Genomic DNA, 15676 nt, shown 5'->3' with positions numbered 1-15676 from the left:
AGCGCAATGAGCGACGAACAGAACACCCCGGCAAACAACGGCAATTACGACGCCAACAGCATTACCGCCCTGGAAGGCCTGGAGGCTGTCCGCAAGCGACCCGGCATGTACATCGGTGACGTGCATGACGGCACCGGTCTGCACCACATGGTGTTCGAGGTTGTCGACAACTCGATCGACGAAGCGCTGGCCGGCCACGCCGACCATGTCGCGGTGACGATCCACGCTGACGGCTCGGTCTCGGTGTCCGATAACGGTCGCGGCATCCCCACCGGCAAGCACGAGCAGATGAGCGCCAAGCTCGGTCGCGAGGTCTCCGCCGCCGAAGTGGTGATGACCGTCCTGCACGCAGGCGGCAAGTTCGACGACAACAGCTACAAGGTTTCCGGCGGCCTGCACGGCGTCGGCGTCAGCGTGGTCAACGCGCTGTCGCAGAAGCTGCTGGTGGACGTGTTCCAGAACGGCTCCCACTACCAGCAGGAATTCAGCAACGGCGCAGCCGTGACCCCGCTCGCCAAGCTGGAAGCCACCACCAAGCGCGGCACCACCGTGCGCTTCTGGCCGTCCACCGTCGCCTTCCACGACAACGTGGAATTCCACTACGACATCCTGGCCCGCCGTCTGCGCGAGTTGTCGTTCCTGAACTCCGGCGTCAAGATCGTCCTTGCCGACGAGCGCGGCGACGGCCGTCGCGATGACTTCCACTACGAAGGCGGCATCCGCAGCTTCGTGGAGCATCTGGCCCAGCTGAAGACCCCGCTGCACCCGAATGTCATCTCCGTCACCGGCGAGCACAACGGCATCGTCGTGGAGGTGGCGCTGCAGTGGACCGACTCCTACCAGGAGACGATGTACTGCTTCACCAACAACATCCCGCAGAAGGACGGCGGTACTCACCTCGCCGGTTTCCGCGGTGCGTTGACCCGCGTGCTCAACAACTACATCGAGCAGAACGGCATCGCCAAGCAGGCCAAGATCAACCTGACCGGCGACGACATGCGCGAAGGCATGATCGCGGTGCTGTCGGTGAAGGTGCCGGACCCGAGCTTCTCCAGCCAGACCAAGGAGAAGCTGGTCAGCTCCGACGTGCGTCCGGCGGTGGAAAACGCCTTCGGTGCGCGCCTGGAAGAGTTCCTGCAGGAAAACCCGAACGAAGCCAAGGCGATCGCCGGCAAGATCGTCGATGCCGCGCGTGCGCGTGAAGCTGCGCGCAAGGCCCGCGACCTGACCCGCCGCAAGGGCGCGCTGGACATCGCCGGCCTGCCGGGCAAGCTGGCCGACTGCCAGGAAAAGGACCCGGCGCTGTCCGAACTGTTCATCGTCGAGGGTGACTCGGCAGGTGGCTCGGCCAAGCAGGGCCGCAACCGCAAGAACCAGGCGGTGCTGCCGCTGCGCGGCAAGATTCTCAACGTGGAACGCGCGCGCTTCGACCGCATGCTGTCCTCCGACCAGGTCGGTACGCTGATCACCGCACTGGGTACCGGCATCGGCCGCGACGAGTACAACCCGGACAAGCTGCGTTACCACAAGATCATCATCATGACCGACGCCGACGTCGACGGCGCCCACATCCGCACCCTGCTGCTGACGTTCTTCTACCGTCAGATGCCGGAGCTGATCGAGCGCGGTTACGTCTACATCGGCCTGCCGCCGCTGTACAAGATCAAGCAGGGCAAGCAGGAGCTGTACCTGAAGGATGACCCGGCGCTGGACAGCTACCTGGCCAGCAGCGCAGTGGAAAACGCTTCACTGGTGCCGGCCACCGGCGAGCCCGGCATCGAAGGCCTGGCGCTGGAGAAGCTGCTGCTGGCCTACGCCGCCGCGCTCGATTCCATCGAACGCAACGCGCACCGTTATGACCGCAACCTGCTTGAAGCGCTGGTTGATTTCGTGCCGATGGACATGGACAGCCTGCGCAATGCGGGCGAAGGCGAAGGCCTGGATGCGCTGGCCAAGCGCCTCAACCAGGGCAGCCTGGGCAGCCCGCGTTTCAGCCTGGAACTGCAGGAGGCCAACGACGAGCGCCCGGCCGCCGTGCTGGTGACCCGTCGCCACATGGGTGAGGAGCACATCCAGGTGCTGCCGATGTCGGCGTTCGAGAGTGGCGAACTGCGTGCGATCCACCAGGCCTCCAAGCTGCTGCACGGCCTGGTGCGCGAAGGTGCAACGATTTCCCGCGGCGCCAAGTCGATCGAAGTCGACAGCTTCGCGAAGGCGCAGAACTGGCTGCTCGAGGAGGCCAAGCGCGGCCGCCAGATCCAGCGATTCAAGGGTCTGGGTGAAATGAATCCGGAGCAGTTGTGGGATACCACGGTGAACCCGGAGACCCGTCGCCTGCTGCAGGTGCGCATCGAGGATGCGGTCGCTGCCGACCAGATCTTCAGCACCCTGATGGGCGATGTCGTCGAGCCGCGTCGCGACTTCATCGAAGACAATGCGCTGAAGGTCGCCAACCTGGATATCTGACACAATCGGGACCTGGCCGGTGCGCGGGGAGCTGCACCGGCCTTCGTCCCTTGAACACAGGTACCTGATGTCCGCATCCACCCCGGTCTCCGCCGCCCCGCCCCCGGTTCCGCCGGTGTCTGCCCCACCGCGCGCCGTGGCACCGTTGGCAGGCTTCTTCATCGACCTGGGCATCGCCGCCGTTACCCTGGTCGGCCTGAGCATGGTCACCGGCCTGTTCTGGGGCTTCTACCGTGCAATCGTGGTCAGCCGCGCCAACGCCGAGGCCAATGGCGGCGGACTGACACCTGACGCCGTCGGCGCGGCAGTGGGCCAGCCCGGTGCCCTGGCGCAGATCCTGATGGCCCTGATCGCCACCGGTGGCGCCGCGCTGCTGCTGTACTTCTGGCGACGCCCGGCAAACGCCGGCGAACGCATGGCGTCGCGACAGGCGTTGCTGCGGCCGTCCACCTGGGGCTGGACCCTGCTGGTGGCCACGCTGATCGTGCTCGGCAGCAACGGCATCGCCTTCCTTTCCAAGCAGTTCGGCATCGAGCCGGTGCCCACCAACGTGGAACTGATGCAGAGCGCAATCGCTCGCTTCCCGCTGTTCCTGGTGCTGTTTGCGGTCGTCCTCGCCCCCGCCTACGAAGAGCTGCTGTTCCGCCGCGTCCTGTTCGGGCGCCTGTGGCTGGCCGGCCGCCCCTGGCTGGGCCTGATCCTCAGCAGCCTGGCGTTCGCCCTGGTCCATGAAGTGCCCGGTGTCAGCAAGAACTCGCTGCTGGGCATGGCGCAGCTGTGGCTGGTGTACGGTGGCATGGGCGCCGCCTTCTGCTGGCTGTACCGCCGCACCGGCACCCTGTGGGCGGCGATTGCCGCGCATGCGCTGAACAACGCGGTCGCGCTCGCCGCAATGGTGTTCCTGGGGTCAACGTAACGCCGTGCCCGCTTGACGAAAGATTAAGCAGGTACGCTACACACTGCGCACATGAACACGGGGGCGGACCCATGAAACAACTGCTGCTGGCTCTAGTCATCACCACCGTGGTCAGTGCCTGTGCGACCACCACCTCGCCAACCGGACGACGGCAGATGGTGGGCGGCGTGTCGCAGGCACAGCTTGACCAGCTCGGTGCGCAGGCGTTTGCCGAGACCAAGCAGAAAGAGAAGATCAGCACCGATGGCCGCCAGAACGGCTACGTGCAGTGCGTGGTCAATGCGCTGGTCGCACAGCTGCCGCCTCAGTACCGTGGCGTACGGTGGGAGACTGCCGTATTCGTCGACAAGGAACCCAACGCCTTTGCCCTGCCCGGCGGCAAAGTGGGCGTGAACACCGGCATCTTCACCGTTGCCAGGAATCAGGACCAGTTGGCTGCCGTGATCGGTCATGAGATCGGCCACGTGATCGCGCGTCACCACGAGGAACGCATTACCCGGCAGATGGGCGCGCAGACCGGCCTGGCCGTGCTGGGCGCGCTGGCCGGTGCCGCCTATGGCGATGGTGCCGCCAGTACGGTCAACCAGTTGGGCGGCATGGGCGCGCAGGCGGCCTTCCTGTTGCCCGGCTCGCGGACCCAGGAAAGCGAGGCGGATGTGATCGGCCAGCGACTGATGGCCCAAGCCGGTTTCAACCCGGCCCAGGCGGTGGATCTGTGGCAGAACATGATGGCCGCCAGCGGCGGTCGAAGCCCGCAATGGCTGTCCACCCACCCCGATCCGGCCAACCGGATCCAGGAGCTGCGACGTGACGCACCGGGCCTGGCGCCGGTCTATCAGCAGGCGCAGGCGGCCGGGCTGCGGCCAAAGTGCGGATGAGTGCGCAGTTCTATGCTGTATTGCAGCACATAAAACGATTTCTCACGCCATCTGTTTCTGATACGTTTGGCGGCTCAGATTTTTCTGACAGTCCGACTTTGCCGCTATCCGGCGGTTCGATCGAGGTGAACGATGATTTTCCGTAACCACAAAGCTGTGCTTTCCGTCCTCGTCGCGACCGCCCTGACCGGCGCCGTGGTCACCGATGCCTTCGCGCAGTCCTCGCGTTCCTCCGACCGTGGCAGCCGCGGCGGCAGCAGCAAGCAGGCCAAGGCCGAACCGCTGTACCCGAATGCGACCCGCCAGGAGCCGACCGTCAAGGCCTCGGCCAAGATGGGCAGCAAGCTGCAGAAAATGATCGACAGCTACAACAAGGAAAAGTTCCCGGAGACGCGCACGCAGGCTGACGCGATCCTGGCTGACAGCGCCTCCAACGAGTACGACAAGTCGCTGGCCGCGCAGCTGGCCTCGCAGGCCGCCTACCAGACCGACGATACCCCGGCCGCCATCGCCTACCTGAAGCAGGTCATCCAGTTCAACGGCCTGGACAACAACGGCCACTTCCAGTCGATGCTGATGCTGGGCCAGCTGCAGCTGCAGGAAGACCAGACTGCCGAAGGCCTGGCCACCCTGGACAAGTACTTCGCCGAGAGCAAGTCGACCAAGCCGGAAGAGCTGATTGCCAAGGGCCAGGCGCTGTACCAGCTGGAGCGCTACCAGGAAGCGATCCCGGTGCTGAAGCAGGCCATCGCGGGCGCTGCCGAGCCGAAGGACAACTGGAACCAGCTGCTGATGGCGGCCCTTTCCGAAGCCGGCCAGACCGGTGAGGCCGTGCAGGCCGCAGAAGCGCTGGCGGCCAAGAACCCGTCGGACAAGAAGGCCCAGCTGAATCTGGCCAACATGTACATGCAGGCTGACCAGATGCCGAAGGCCGCCGCGGTGATGGACAAGCTGCGCAGCAGCGGCCAGCTCACCGAAGAGCGCGAGTACAAGCAGCTGTACTCGATCTATGCCAACACCGAGAACAAGGAAAAGGACGTCATCGCGGTCATCAACGAAGGGTTGCAGAAGGGCATCCTGAAGCCGGATTACCAGGTCTACCTGGCGCTGGCCCAGTCCTACTACTACTCCGACCAGGTGCCGCAGGCGATCGATGCGTGGCAGAAGGCCGCCCCGCTCTCCAAGGACGGTGAGACCTACCTGAACCTGGCACGCGTCCTGCATGCCGAAGGTCGCGTCCCCGAGGCCAAGCAGGCCGCCCAGCAGGCGCTGGCGAAGGGCGTGAAGAACCAGGCTGATGCCAAAAAAATCATCAACCTGAAGTAAGTAGGAATAACGCCTGAATGCCTGCTCAGTTGATGCGCAGGCGCTCAGGATTGGTATAAGCTTGGAGGTTCCTGCGGTGTCATGCACCGCTGATCAGGGATCCCGCCCCCGGGATTCCGGCCCCACTATTGAGCTCTTGGCGCATGACGGAACAACTAGTCGTTCACCGGTACGAACAACCCGATGACAAGGGGCTGAGCTGGCCTCGCATCGTCGGCATCGCGTTTGTAATTGCCCTGCATCTGGCCGCCTTCATGATGCTCCTGATTCCCGCCGTGGCTCCCAAGGCCGTCGCGGAGAAGGAGCGCAACGTCATGGTGACCATCGTCGACGCGCCGCCGCCGCCCCCACCGCCGCCGCCGCCGCCGCCGCCGCAGGATACTCCGCCACCGCCGGTGAAGAATCTGTCGCCGCCGAAGCCGTCGCCCGTACCGCCGCCGCCGCAGGCGCCGGTTGTCGACGTGCCGGAGCCGCGTCCGAACGATATCGTCACCCCGCCGTCGCCTCCGGCGCCGCCGGCACCGCCGACCTCGATCGAGGCCAGCGTGGACATCTCGTCGAAGGCCATGAATCCGCCGCGCTACCCGCCGGCAGCCTTCCGCGCAGGTATCCAGGGCGAAGTGATCCTGATCATTGATGTCGATGCCAGCGGCAACGTCACCAATGTCACGGTGGAAAAGTCCAGCCGTAACCGCGACCTGGACCGTGCTGCGATGGAAGCGGCTCGCAAGTGGCGCTTCAACGCCGCTGAAGCAGGCGGTAAGAAGACGGCAGGTCGCGTTCGCGTCCCGGTCAACTTTGCGCTGAACTGATGCGCCCGGGTGGTCGCCTGGCCACCCCCGCTCCCGGTTCGATTGTTTAGCTTAGCTACACCCTTTATCACCACACACAACAAAGGTAAGCGTCATGCTGCAGGAAATTTTCATCGCCGCTGCTGCCGGGGGCAATCCGTCCAACGCCCTGTCGCAGATGGGCTTCGAGCACCTGATCCACGAAATGACCACCAAGCCGGGTGATTTCGCGGTTTCCTGGGTCGTGCTGCTGACCCTGATCGCCATGTCGGCCATGTCCTGGTACTGGACCGTCATCAACATCTTCCGTGCCACCCGCCTGAAGAGCGCCGCTGATCGCGTCGTCAGCCTGTTCTGGGACACCCCGAACGCGCAGGACGCCATCCGTGCGATGGAAGAGCAGCCGGCTTCGGAGCCGTTCTCGAAGATCGCCCTGGACGCTGCCCAGGCAGCTGCCCACCACCAGCGCGCTGAAGGCGGTGCTACCGGCGGCGTCGGTGAGAACCTGAGCCGTTCGGAGTTCGTCGACCGCGCTCTGCGTCAGGCCGTCACCCGCGAAAGCAACAAGCTGCAGTCGGGCATGACCCTGCTGGCCACCGTCGGCGCGACCGCTCCGTTCGTCGGTCTGCTGGGTACCGTGTGGGGCATCTACGGCGCGCTGATCAAGATCGGTGCCACCGGCTCCGCTTCGATCGACGCCGTTGCCGGCCCGGTGGGTGAAGCGCTGATCATGACCGCGATCGGTCTGTTCGTCGCAATCCCGGCCGTGTTCGCCTTCAACTTCTTCAGCAAGATCAACAGCGCGACCATCAGCAAGTTCGATACCTTCGCGCACGACCTGCACGACTTCTTCGCCACCGGTTCGCGCGTCCGCTAATTGCGGCGCGCGTCACCCAGCGACGAAGTAAGTAGTCACCAAGATCTAGACGGAGCCCGTTATGGCTTTCAGTAGTGGTAACAGCGGCGGCCCCATGGCCGACATCAACGTTACGCCCCTCGTGGACGTGATGCTGGTGCTGCTGATCATCTTCATCATCACGGCGCCCCTGATGTCCCACAAGGTCAAGGTGGATCTGCCGGAAGCCAACCTGATCCAGAAGCCGGAAGATGCTGAAAAGCGTCCCAACCCGATCACGCTGGCAGTCAAGGAAGACGGCTCGATCTACTGGAACGACGAAGAAATCAACAAGCAGACTCTCGAGTCCCGCTTGGCGACCGCCGCACAGCAGACCCCGCAGCCGCCGCTGAACCTGCGTGGTGACCGCACCACCAAGATGCGCGTCATCAACGACCTGACCAAGGTCGCGCAGGAACAGGGCATGCTGGACGTCGGCTTCGTTGCGACCAAAGAAAAGGGGCAATAAGCCATGGCATTCAGTAGTGGTGGTGGCAAGGGCCCCATGGCAGACATCAACGTCACGCCCCTCGTGGACGTGATGCTGGTTCTGCTGATCATCTTCATCGTGACCGCGCCGATCATGACGTACCCGATCGCCGTGGACCTGCCGCAGCGCGTGCTCAACCCACCGCCGCAGCTGGTCGAACCGCCGCCGCCGATCGAACTGAAGATCGACGCCAGCAACCAGGTCTCGTGGAACAACAGCCCGATCAATACCAGCGAGCTGCAGCAGCGGATGGAGCAGGAGGTCCAGCGTGACCCGACCAACCAGCCGGAACTGCGCATCGACGCCAGCCCGGATTCCGAGTACGACGTGATGGCCAAGGTTCTGGCCGCCGCGAAGAACGCTCAGATGAAGAAGATCGGTTTTGTGCAGCAGTAAACGCGACACCGCAACACAACAGTCATGACGCGACTGCAGACGCCCCTGGAGACAGGGGCGTTTTTTTTTGTTTGTGGGATGCAGTCGGGGTCAGATCCCTTTTTGGCAGGAAAAGGGATCTGACCCCATCAGGGAGCACGCGCCCGCTATGATCGGCGCATGCTTGCCCTCTTCGATTCCCTGCGCCATTGGCTCGACGGTATCGCCCACCTCGGCACGATCATGGCGGTGGCTTACCTGCTGTACCTGTTCGCGCTGGCGGGCTGGATCATGCTGCAGAAGCGCGAGCCGGTGGCCACGCTGAGCTGGATCCTTTCGTTGGCACTGCTCCCCTATCTCGGGCTCTTCATCTACTACCTGCTGGGCCCGCAGAAGGTGAAGCGGCAACGGCTGCGTCGTGGCCGTGCACGCTCGGGCATGGAGCACTACAGCGATGTCTGCCCGCCTGATTCGGACTGCACCGAACTGGCCAAGGTGGCCCAGGCCACGACCGGACTGGCCCCAAGCAGTGCCACCGAAGTGACCTGGCTGGTGGACGGTGCGGCGACCTACGCGGCCTTGCTGGAGGCCGTTGCACAGGCGCACGATCACATCCATCTGGAGTACTACATCTTCAATCCGGATCACGCAGGCACCGCCCTGCGCGATGCCCTGGTCGAGCGCGCACGTGCCGGTGTGCAGGTGCGCCTGCTGCTGGATGCGGTGGGCTCCTCCGCCCTGCCCCGCCGTTTCCTGCAGCCCCTGCTCGAGGCTGGCGGTGAAGCGATCTGGTTCCACCCACGGCAGCTGCTGAAACCGTTCAAGCGCCCGTGGCTGAACCTGCGCACGCACCGCAAGCTGGTGATTGTCGATGGCCGCCTGGCCTTCACTGGCGGCATCAACATCACCGACGAGGAAGACGAAAGCCGCAGGCCCGACGCCTATCGCGACCTGCACATGCGCATCCGCGGTCATGTGGTGCGCAGTCTGCAGCTGGTGTTCGCCGAGGACTGGCTCTACGCCAGTGGCCAGGAACCCTCGCGGATGGATATCGCCCGCTTGTGGCCGGCCGATATGCCGCTGCGCGGGGATGGCGCGATCAACGCGCAGGTACTGGTCTCCGGCCCGGATTCGGGCTGGGAGACGATCCACCGGCTGCACGTCGCCGCCATCCAGGAAGCGCACGAGCGGGTGTGGCTGGTGACGCCCTATTTCGTGCCGGGTGAAGCGGCGCGGATGGCGCTGACTTCGGCCGCGCTGGGCGGCCTGGACGTGCGCCTGCTGGTACCGAAAATGAGCGATTCGTGGTTCGTCACCCAGGCCGCGCGCTCGTACTTCGACGAGCTGTTGCATGCCGGCGTGAAGATCTACGAGTACGGCCCGCGCATGCTGCACACCAAGGCGTTCATCGCCGACGACGACGTCTGCATTGTCGGCAGTGCCAACTTCGACCACCGCAGCTTCCGCCTGAACTTCGAGCTGTCGATGATGATCAGCGACCGGGACCGCGTGGCAGCCCTGGCCGAGCTGCTGCAGGGTGAATTCGATCGCGCCACGCGGGTGCATGACCAGGCCGGGCGCTCGCTGTGGCTGCACCGCCTGCCCGAGGCCTTCGCCCGGCTGGCCTCGCCGCTGCTCTGACGCAGCGCTACACTGCGGCGATCATCCGGGGAGCCCGACTATGTACTGGTTGTACCTGCTGCTGGCGCTGGGCTGCTTTGCCTTCGCGCTGAAGACCCCAAGCGCAGGGTTGATGACCCTGTGCCTGCTGGCTGCGCTCGCCTTCCTGCTGGCCTGGGTACGCGGTCGTTACGTGGCCCGTTTCGGCGACCTGCAGCGCGACCCGGCCACCCTGATCGATGCCGAGGAACTGCGCCGCCTGCGCGAGCAGGCCCAGGCGCGCCGCAACGATGACGCCAACGACAACGATCCGTCCCCTCTTTCCAAGTAGTTCCGTTCCATGACCCAGCTCAGCGTCAACGTCAACAAGATCGCCGTCCTGCGCAATTCGCGCGGCGGTGCCGAACCGGACGTGGTGCGCGCCGCCCAGGCCTGCCTGGATGCCGGCGCGCATGGCATCACCGTGCATCCGCGGCCGGACCGCCGCCACATCACCGCCGAGGACGTGCTGGCCCTGTCCACGTTGACCCGCGCGCGTGGCGTGGAATTCAACATCGAGGGCAATCCATTTGCGCCGCCGCGCGAGGGGTACCCGGGGCTGCTGCCGCTGTGCGAACAGACCCGTCCGGCGCAGGCCACCCTGGTGCCCGACGGCGATGGCCAGATCACCTCCGACCACGGTTTCGACTTCGAACGCGACGCCGAGCGCTTGCGCCCGTTGATTGCGGAACTGAAGGCGATGGGCTGCCGGGTCAGCCTGTTCGTTGATGCGGGCAACCCGTTGCTGGAGCAGGCCGCCGAGGTCGGTGCCGACCGCATCGAGCTGTACACCGGCCCCTACGCAGAGGCGCATGCGGCGGGCGACGCTGCGGCAATGCTCGAACTGTTCGCCACTGCGGCGCGGCGGGCGCATGCAGTGGGGCTGGGAGTGAATGCCGGCCATGACCTGTCACAGGACAACCTCCGCGACTTCCTGGCCCAGGTGCCGGACGTGCTGGAGGTGTCGATCGGCCACGCGCTGATCGGCGAGGCACTGTATGACGGGCTGGATGCCACCGTGCGCGGGTACTTGGCGCTGCTTTGATGCATTGCAGCCGAGCGTAGGCTCGGCTCTACAAGGATCCGTATCCACTGTATCCACTGTAGAGCCGAACCCACGCTCGGCTCAGACTTGCCCTGAACCCTTCAGACAGCCGTCGCAGCCATTGAGACGGCGGCGACGTACCCTGCCGCAATGGGTATTGCGATCAAGGGCCGAGGTTCCACGTCCCACCTTGCTGGGCGCTTCGAAAGCACCGTCAGCGAGGCGGTGGACGACGGCTGGGCGGTCGATGAGAGCGAGGAGTTCCTCGCGCCGCGCCTGCGCACCGAGGTGCGCGCCGAGACCGCGCGCAGCATCATCACCCGCAACACTTCGCCAGACGTCGGCTTCAGCCAGTCGGTGAATCCGTATCGCGGTTGTGAGCATGGGTGTTCCTACTGCTTCGCGCGCCCTTCCCATGCCTATCTGAACCTGTCGCCTGGCCTGGACTTCGAGACCAAGCTGTTCGCCAAGACCAATGCGCCTCATCTGCTGCGCAAGGAACTGTCGAAACCCGGTTACGTGCCGCAGCCGATCGCGCTGGGCATCAACACCGATGCGTATCAGCCGATCGAGCGCAAGTTCAAGCTGACCCGCCAGCTGATCGAAGTGATGCTGGAAACCAGGCATCCTTTCTCGCTGATCACCAAGAACGCACTGGTCGAGCGCGACATCGATCTGCTCGCGCCGCTGGCGGCGGAGAACCTGGTCAGTGTGCATTTCTCGGTGACCTCGCTGGACCCGCATCTTTCCGCGAAGCTGGAACCGCGCGCATCAGCACCCCATGCACGGTTGCGCGCGATGAAGCGCCTGCATGACGCGGGTATCCCGGTGGGAGTCATGCTGGCGCCGGTGATTCCGTGGATCAACGACAGCGAACTTGAAGCGGTGCTGGAGGCTGCGCACGATGCCGGCGCCAGTACCGCAGGCTACGTGCTGCTGCGCCTGCCGCTGGAAGTGGCGCCACTGTTCCGCGACTGGCTCGATACCCATCATCCCGATCGCGCCGCGCACGTGATGAGTACCATCCAGCAGCTGCGTGGTGGCAAGGACTACGACAGCCAGTTCGGCACCCGCATGCGCGGCCAGGGTGTGTATGCCGATCTGCTGAACAACCGCTTCAAGCTGGCGCGCAAGCGGTTGGGATTCAATGCGCAGAACAGCCATTGGCCGAAGCTGGATTGCAGCCGGTTCCAGAAGCCGCTGCCGCCGAAGAAGGATTCGCCGCAGGGGTCGTTGTTCTGAGGCCATCAATCGAGCATGGTTCGACTCTACATCAAGGCCGACGAGCAGCTCGGGATCACCCGCCAAACAACTTCTGCGCACTCTGGAACAGGATCCAGCTGGTGGCGATGAACTTGTCGCCACCCTGTGGCCGATTGCCGCGATGGGTGTGGGTGAACGCCGTCGGCGCAATCAGCAGGCTACCGGTGCGCGGCGCGATCTTCCGCCCCTGGAACAGGAACTCGGTTTCGCCTTCGTCGAAGTCGTCATTGAGGTACAGCGTCCACAGCACGTGCCGGTGCAGGGTCTCGGCCTGCGCATCCTTCGGGTACAGCTCGCAGTGCCAGTACGGGTAGCCACCCTCGCCTGCGGCATACCACTGCAGGTTGATCGCGCCCGGACGCAGGCAGGTGCGGGCCAGGTCGGCCAGCTGCTGTTGCGGCATGTCGGGGAAGTCCTCGGCAGACAGGCGTCGCGGTTGGCCATTGCTGTCCTGGATCTGCAACATCAGCGGGGCAATCAACGCCTGTGGATAACGGCGTAGATAAGTCAGCAGGCCGTTGAACACCGCAATCTGCAGCTGCTGATCAACATCCTGCCAGCCGTCCAGGCCACTGATGCGCAGATCCTTGCTGTGCTTGAGTTCCGGGAACACGCCACTGCCCACCGCACCGGGCAGCAGGCCACGCGTGGCACGCATGCGCTCGACGATGCCCGCGCAGACCTCACTGGGGACGGCGTTGTGGATGATCTCGATGAAATCGACCGGGCCCTGCTCGTGCATGCGTGCATTCCTTTGGCGGCAACGGCTTGATGGTGCCGTTTGCCGCCCGCGGTGTCACCCTGCGGTCATGTCATCGAACTGCCATGACCGCCGTCAGGCGTTGAGCCGTCAGCCCTTCGCTTCGTCGTGCGCGTGGTGGTAACGCACCGCTTCGGCCACTTCCTCGCGCGAACCCAGGAACACCGGCACGCGCTGGTGCAGCTGGTCAGGCTGGATGTCGAGGATGCGCTCGCGGCCGGTCCAGGCGGCGCCGCCGGCCTGTTCGACCAGCAGGCCCATCGGGTTGGCTTCGTACATCAGGCGCAGCTTGCCGGCCTTGGACGGATCCTTCTTGTCCCACGGGTAGATGAAGATGCCGCCGCGGGTCAGGATGCGATGCACGTCGGCCACCATGCTGGCGATCCAGCGCATGTTGAAGTTCTTGCCGCGCGCGCCTTCCTTGCCGGCCAGCAGATCACTGACGTAGGCCTGCATCGGCGCTTCCCAGTGACGCTGGTTGGACATGTTGATGGCGAATTCCTGGGTGGCCGCCGGAATCTGCATGTTCTCCGTGGTCAGCACGAACTCGCCCTTCTCGCGGTCCAGAGTGAAGGCGTGCGTGCCGTGGCCGACGGTCAGCACCAGCTGGGTGCTGGGCCCGTAGATGCAGTAGCCAGCGGCGATCTGCTTGCTGCCCGGCTGCAGGAAGGCGTCATCGCCCGGCAGCTCGACGTTGGTCGGGCAGCGCAGCACCGAGAAGATGGTGCCGACGGAGACGTTGACGTCGATGTTGGAGCTGCCATCGAGGGGGTCGAACAGCAGCAGGAAATCACCGCGCGGATAGATGTCCGGCACCGGCTGGCTGTGGTCCATTTCCTCCGAGGCGCAGGCGGCAAGGTGGCCACCCCAGGCATTGGCTTCGAGCAGGATCTCGTTGCTGATGACGTCCAGCTTCTTCTGCGCTTCGCCCTGCACGTTGCCGGTGCCGGCGTCGCCGAGCACGCCACCGAGGGCGCCCTTGCTGACGGCGATGGAGATGCTGGTGCAGGCGCGGGCGACGACCGCGATCAGCTGGCGCAGGTCGGCGTTGATGCGGCCGGCGTGCTGTTCCTGGATCAGGAAGCGGGTCAATGAAGTACGGGACATGGGCGGGCAGGTCTCGGCAGCGGGAAAACGCCTATTGTCGCCCGTCTGGCGGGGGCGTGCGTGAGCGCGGGAAGGCGTAATCGTTTCCAGATGCGTTGTGCTCGTGGCGCCTTCCTTCATGGAGGCACAGGGCGAGGTACACCGTGGCCAGGACACGCCGTAAACCCATCCATGGGGGCTCGGTCGGCGCATCCATGCGCCTCACGGTCCTGGCCACGGTGTACCTCGCCCTGCGCTTCAGGGTTCGCCGCGAGCGCGGAGGGTGTGGCAAAGGCAGAGGCAAAGCAGAAGCAAAAACAAAGGCGCCTTTCGGCGCCTTTGTTGTCAAACCACTGCAGCCTTGTTTCAGCCCTTGGCGACGGTGGCCACGGCCTTGGCGACGTATTCCAGGTTGTTCTGGTTCAGCGCGGCCACGCAGATGCGGCCGGTGCCGACGGCGTAGATGCCGAACTCGTCGCGCAGGCGTTCGACCTGCTCACGGCTCAGGCCCGAGTAGGAGAACATGCCGGCCTGTTCGTTGATGAAGCCGAACTGCGGCGCACCGGCAGCGGCCAGCTTTTCGACCAGGCCCTGGCGCAGGGCGTGGATGCGCTCGCGCATCTCGGTCAGCTCCTGCTCCCACATCGCGCGCAGTTCCGGATTGGTCAGCACGCCGGCCACCAGCGCAGCACCGTGGGTGGACGGGCTGGAGTAGATGGTGCGGATCACGCGCTTGACCTGCGACTGCACGGCCTTGGCGTCAGCAGCGGTCGGCGCCACCATCGACAACGCACCCACGCGCTCGCCATACAGCGAGAACGACTTGGAGTACGAGTTGGCGACGATGAAGCTGTCGATGCCGGCTTCGGCGATGATGCGCACGGCGGCGCCATCCTGCTCGATGCCCTTGTCGAAGCCCTGGTAGGCCATGTCGATGAAGGGGAACAGCTGCTTGTCCTTCAGCAGCTGCGCGACCTGCTTCCACTGGCTGACCGTGAGGTCGGCACCGGTGGGGTTGTGGCAGCAGGCGTGCAGCAGCACTACGGTGCCGGCTTCCAGCTTGCCGAGGTCGGCCAGCATGCCGTTGAAGTCGACGCCATGGCTGGCCGGGTCGAAATAGGTGTAATCCAGCACCTCGAAACCGGCCGCGCTGAATACCGCACGGTGGTTCTCCCAGCTCGGGTTGCTCAGCGCCACGGTGGCGTGCGGCAGCAGCTTCTTCAGCACGTCGGCGCCGACGCGCAGCGCACCGCTGCCACCGACGGTCTGTGCGGTGGTGACGCGGCCGGCGGCCAGCAGCGGCGAGTCCTTGCCGAATACCAGCTCTCGCGTGGCCTGCGTGTATGCCGGCAGGCCATCGATCGGCAGGTAGCCGCGCGGTTTGGCGTCAGCGGCAAGCTGATGCTCGATCTGCTTGACGGCGCGCAGCAGCGGGATGCGGCCGCTCTCGTCGTAGTAGATGCCCACACCCAGGTTGACCTTGGTCGGGCGGCTGTCGGCGTTGTACGCCTCGGTCAGGCCCAGGATCGGGTCGCCTGGGACCAGTTCCACGTTTGCAAAGAAGGACACGGCGGTACTCGTTCGGTAGACGGAAAGGGGGAGGAAGTGCGCTACGCGGTCTGCGGCCTTGCAGCCGGAAACAGCCCATCGTAACAAAGCCTGCCGGGGCTGGCCGCCGCCATCGTCATGCGTGGCCCCGTACCATGGCGTGCGTTGCCGCCTGATC

General features: G+C 64.9%; 15 protein-coding genes. 12 read left to right on the top strand and 3 right to left on the bottom strand.

Features of this window, described 5'->3' with window-relative positions; all coding sequences use genetic code 11:
- Positions 1-6: 6 nt before the first annotated feature.
- The 12 genes from gyrB to AC5P8U_RS13255 all read left to right on the top strand — a co-directional run bounded on the left by gyrB (position 7) and on the right by AC5P8U_RS13255 (position 12083).
- Positions 7-2466, top strand: a complete 2460-nt coding sequence (gene gyrB / locus AC5P8U_RS13310; protein ID WP_061480434.1) for a DNA topoisomerase (ATP-hydrolyzing) subunit B — start codon at positions 7-9, stop codon at positions 2464-2466.
- Between the two features lie 67 nt (positions 2467-2533).
- Entirely contained in the window at positions 2534-3382 is an 849-nt protein-coding gene (locus AC5P8U_RS13305; RefSeq protein WP_447897367.1) for a CPBP family intramembrane glutamic endopeptidase, read from the top strand.
- Between the two features lie 71 nt (positions 3383-3453).
- A complete protein-coding gene (locus tag AC5P8U_RS13300; RefSeq protein ID WP_061480435.1) occupies positions 3454-4260 on the top strand; it encodes a M48 family metallopeptidase in 807 nt (268 codons plus the stop codon).
- A gap of 132 nt (positions 4261-4392) precedes the next feature.
- A complete protein-coding gene (locus tag AC5P8U_RS13295; protein ID WP_061480436.1) occupies positions 4393-5586 on the top strand; it encodes a tetratricopeptide repeat protein in 1194 nt (397 codons plus the stop codon).
- 143 nt (positions 5587-5729) lie between these two features.
- Positions 5730-6398 (top strand): energy transducer TonB, encoded by a 669-nt coding sequence (locus tag AC5P8U_RS13290; RefSeq protein ID WP_005421199.1) that lies wholly within the window; start codon positions 5730-5732, stop codon positions 6396-6398.
- Between the two features lie 94 nt (positions 6399-6492).
- Complete coding sequence (gene exbB, locus AC5P8U_RS13285) at positions 6493-7254, top strand: TonB-system energizer ExbB (protein WP_005411738.1); 762 nt, start codon at positions 6493-6495, stop codon at positions 7252-7254.
- 61 nt (positions 7255-7315) lie between these two features.
- Complete coding sequence (locus tag AC5P8U_RS13280) at positions 7316-7741, top strand: ExbD/TolR family protein (protein WP_005421196.1); 426 nt, start codon at positions 7316-7318, stop codon at positions 7739-7741.
- Between the two features lie 3 nt (positions 7742-7744).
- Positions 7745-8158 carry an ExbD/TolR family protein gene (locus AC5P8U_RS13275; protein ID WP_005411740.1) on the top strand — a complete coding sequence of 138 codons (414 nt, stop codon included), beginning with the start codon at positions 7745-7747 and terminating at the stop codon, positions 8156-8158.
- Positions 8159-8317: 159 nt separating this feature from the next.
- Positions 8318-9778, top strand: coding sequence for a cardiolipin synthase (gene cls, locus AC5P8U_RS13270; protein ID WP_072168774.1), 1461 nt, complete (start codon positions 8318-8320; stop codon positions 9776-9778).
- A gap of 40 nt (positions 9779-9818) precedes the next feature.
- The gene (locus AC5P8U_RS13265) at positions 9819-10088 is read left to right on the top strand and encodes a hypothetical protein (RefSeq protein ID WP_049438866.1); all 270 of its coding nucleotides are present in this window, start codon (positions 9819-9821) and stop codon (positions 10086-10088) included.
- A gap of 9 nt (positions 10089-10097) precedes the next feature.
- Entirely contained in the window at positions 10098-10841 is a 744-nt protein-coding gene (locus AC5P8U_RS13260) for a pyridoxine 5'-phosphate synthase (RefSeq protein ID WP_072168775.1), read from the top strand.
- Between the two features lie 150 nt (positions 10842-10991).
- A complete protein-coding gene (locus AC5P8U_RS13255) occupies positions 10992-12083 on the top strand; it encodes a PA0069 family radical SAM protein (RefSeq protein WP_447897366.1) in 1092 nt (363 codons plus the stop codon).
- Positions 12084-12138: 55 nt separating this feature from the next.
- Here AC5P8U_RS13255 and AC5P8U_RS13250 read toward each other — a convergent pair whose 3' ends face one another.
- The 3 genes from AC5P8U_RS13250 to AC5P8U_RS13240 form a co-directional block, all read right to left on the bottom strand.
- Positions 12139-12846, bottom strand: a complete 708-nt coding sequence (locus tag AC5P8U_RS13250; RefSeq protein ID WP_447897365.1) for a 2OG-Fe(II) oxygenase — start codon at positions 12844-12846, stop codon at positions 12139-12141.
- A gap of 108 nt (positions 12847-12954) precedes the next feature.
- Positions 12955-13971 (bottom strand): class 1 fructose-bisphosphatase, encoded by a 1017-nt coding sequence (locus AC5P8U_RS13245; protein WP_061480468.1) that lies wholly within the window; start codon positions 13969-13971, stop codon positions 12955-12957.
- 345 nt (positions 13972-14316) lie between these two features.
- Positions 14317-15519 carry an amino acid aminotransferase gene (locus tag AC5P8U_RS13240; RefSeq protein WP_447897364.1) on the bottom strand — a complete coding sequence of 401 codons (1203 nt, stop codon included), beginning with the start codon at positions 15517-15519 and terminating at the stop codon, positions 14317-14319.
- Positions 15520-15676: the final 157 nt, after the last annotated feature.

The sequence above is a fragment of the Stenotrophomonas sp. YJH_SMC_81 genome (genome assembly GCF_059370875.1).
Note: the sequence above shows the minus strand (reverse complement) of the source record. Positions and strands in the feature narration are given on the sequence as shown.

Bases quoted from the DNA above. Each gene is read 5' to 3' on its own strand.
- gyrB (WP_061480434.1), top strand. From the start codon at position 7: ATGAGCGACGAACAGAACACCCCGGCAAACAACGGCAATTACGACGCC.
- AC5P8U_RS13305 (WP_447897367.1), top strand. From the start codon at position 2,534: ATGTCCGCATCCACCCCGGTCTCCGCCGCCCCGCCCCCGGTTCCGCCG.
- AC5P8U_RS13300 (WP_061480435.1), top strand. From the start codon at position 3,454: ATGAAACAACTGCTGCTGGCTCTAGTCATCACCACCGTGGTCAGTGCC.
- AC5P8U_RS13295 (WP_061480436.1), top strand. From the start codon at position 4,393: ATGATTTTCCGTAACCACAAAGCTGTGCTTTCCGTCCTCGTCGCGACC.
- AC5P8U_RS13290 (WP_005421199.1), top strand. From the start codon at position 5,730: ATGACGGAACAACTAGTCGTTCACCGGTACGAACAACCCGATGACAAG.
- exbB (WP_005411738.1), top strand. From the start codon at position 6,493: ATGCTGCAGGAAATTTTCATCGCCGCTGCTGCCGGGGGCAATCCGTCC.
- AC5P8U_RS13280 (WP_005421196.1), top strand. From the start codon at position 7,316: ATGGCTTTCAGTAGTGGTAACAGCGGCGGCCCCATGGCCGACATCAAC.
- AC5P8U_RS13275 (WP_005411740.1), top strand. From the start codon at position 7,745: ATGGCATTCAGTAGTGGTGGTGGCAAGGGCCCCATGGCAGACATCAAC.
- cls (WP_072168774.1), top strand. From the start codon at position 8,318: ATGCTTGCCCTCTTCGATTCCCTGCGCCATTGGCTCGACGGTATCGCC.
- AC5P8U_RS13265 (WP_049438866.1), top strand. From the start codon at position 9,819: ATGTACTGGTTGTACCTGCTGCTGGCGCTGGGCTGCTTTGCCTTCGCG.
- AC5P8U_RS13260 (WP_072168775.1), top strand. From the start codon at position 10,098: ATGACCCAGCTCAGCGTCAACGTCAACAAGATCGCCGTCCTGCGCAAT.
- AC5P8U_RS13255 (WP_447897366.1), top strand. From the start codon at position 10,992: ATGGGTATTGCGATCAAGGGCCGAGGTTCCACGTCCCACCTTGCTGGG.
- AC5P8U_RS13250 (WP_447897365.1), bottom strand. From the start codon at position 12,846: ATGCACGAGCAGGGCCCGGTCGATTTCATCGAGATCATCCACAACGCC.
- AC5P8U_RS13245 (WP_061480468.1), bottom strand. From the start codon at position 13,971: ATGTCCCGTACTTCATTGACCCGCTTCCTGATCCAGGAACAGCACGCC.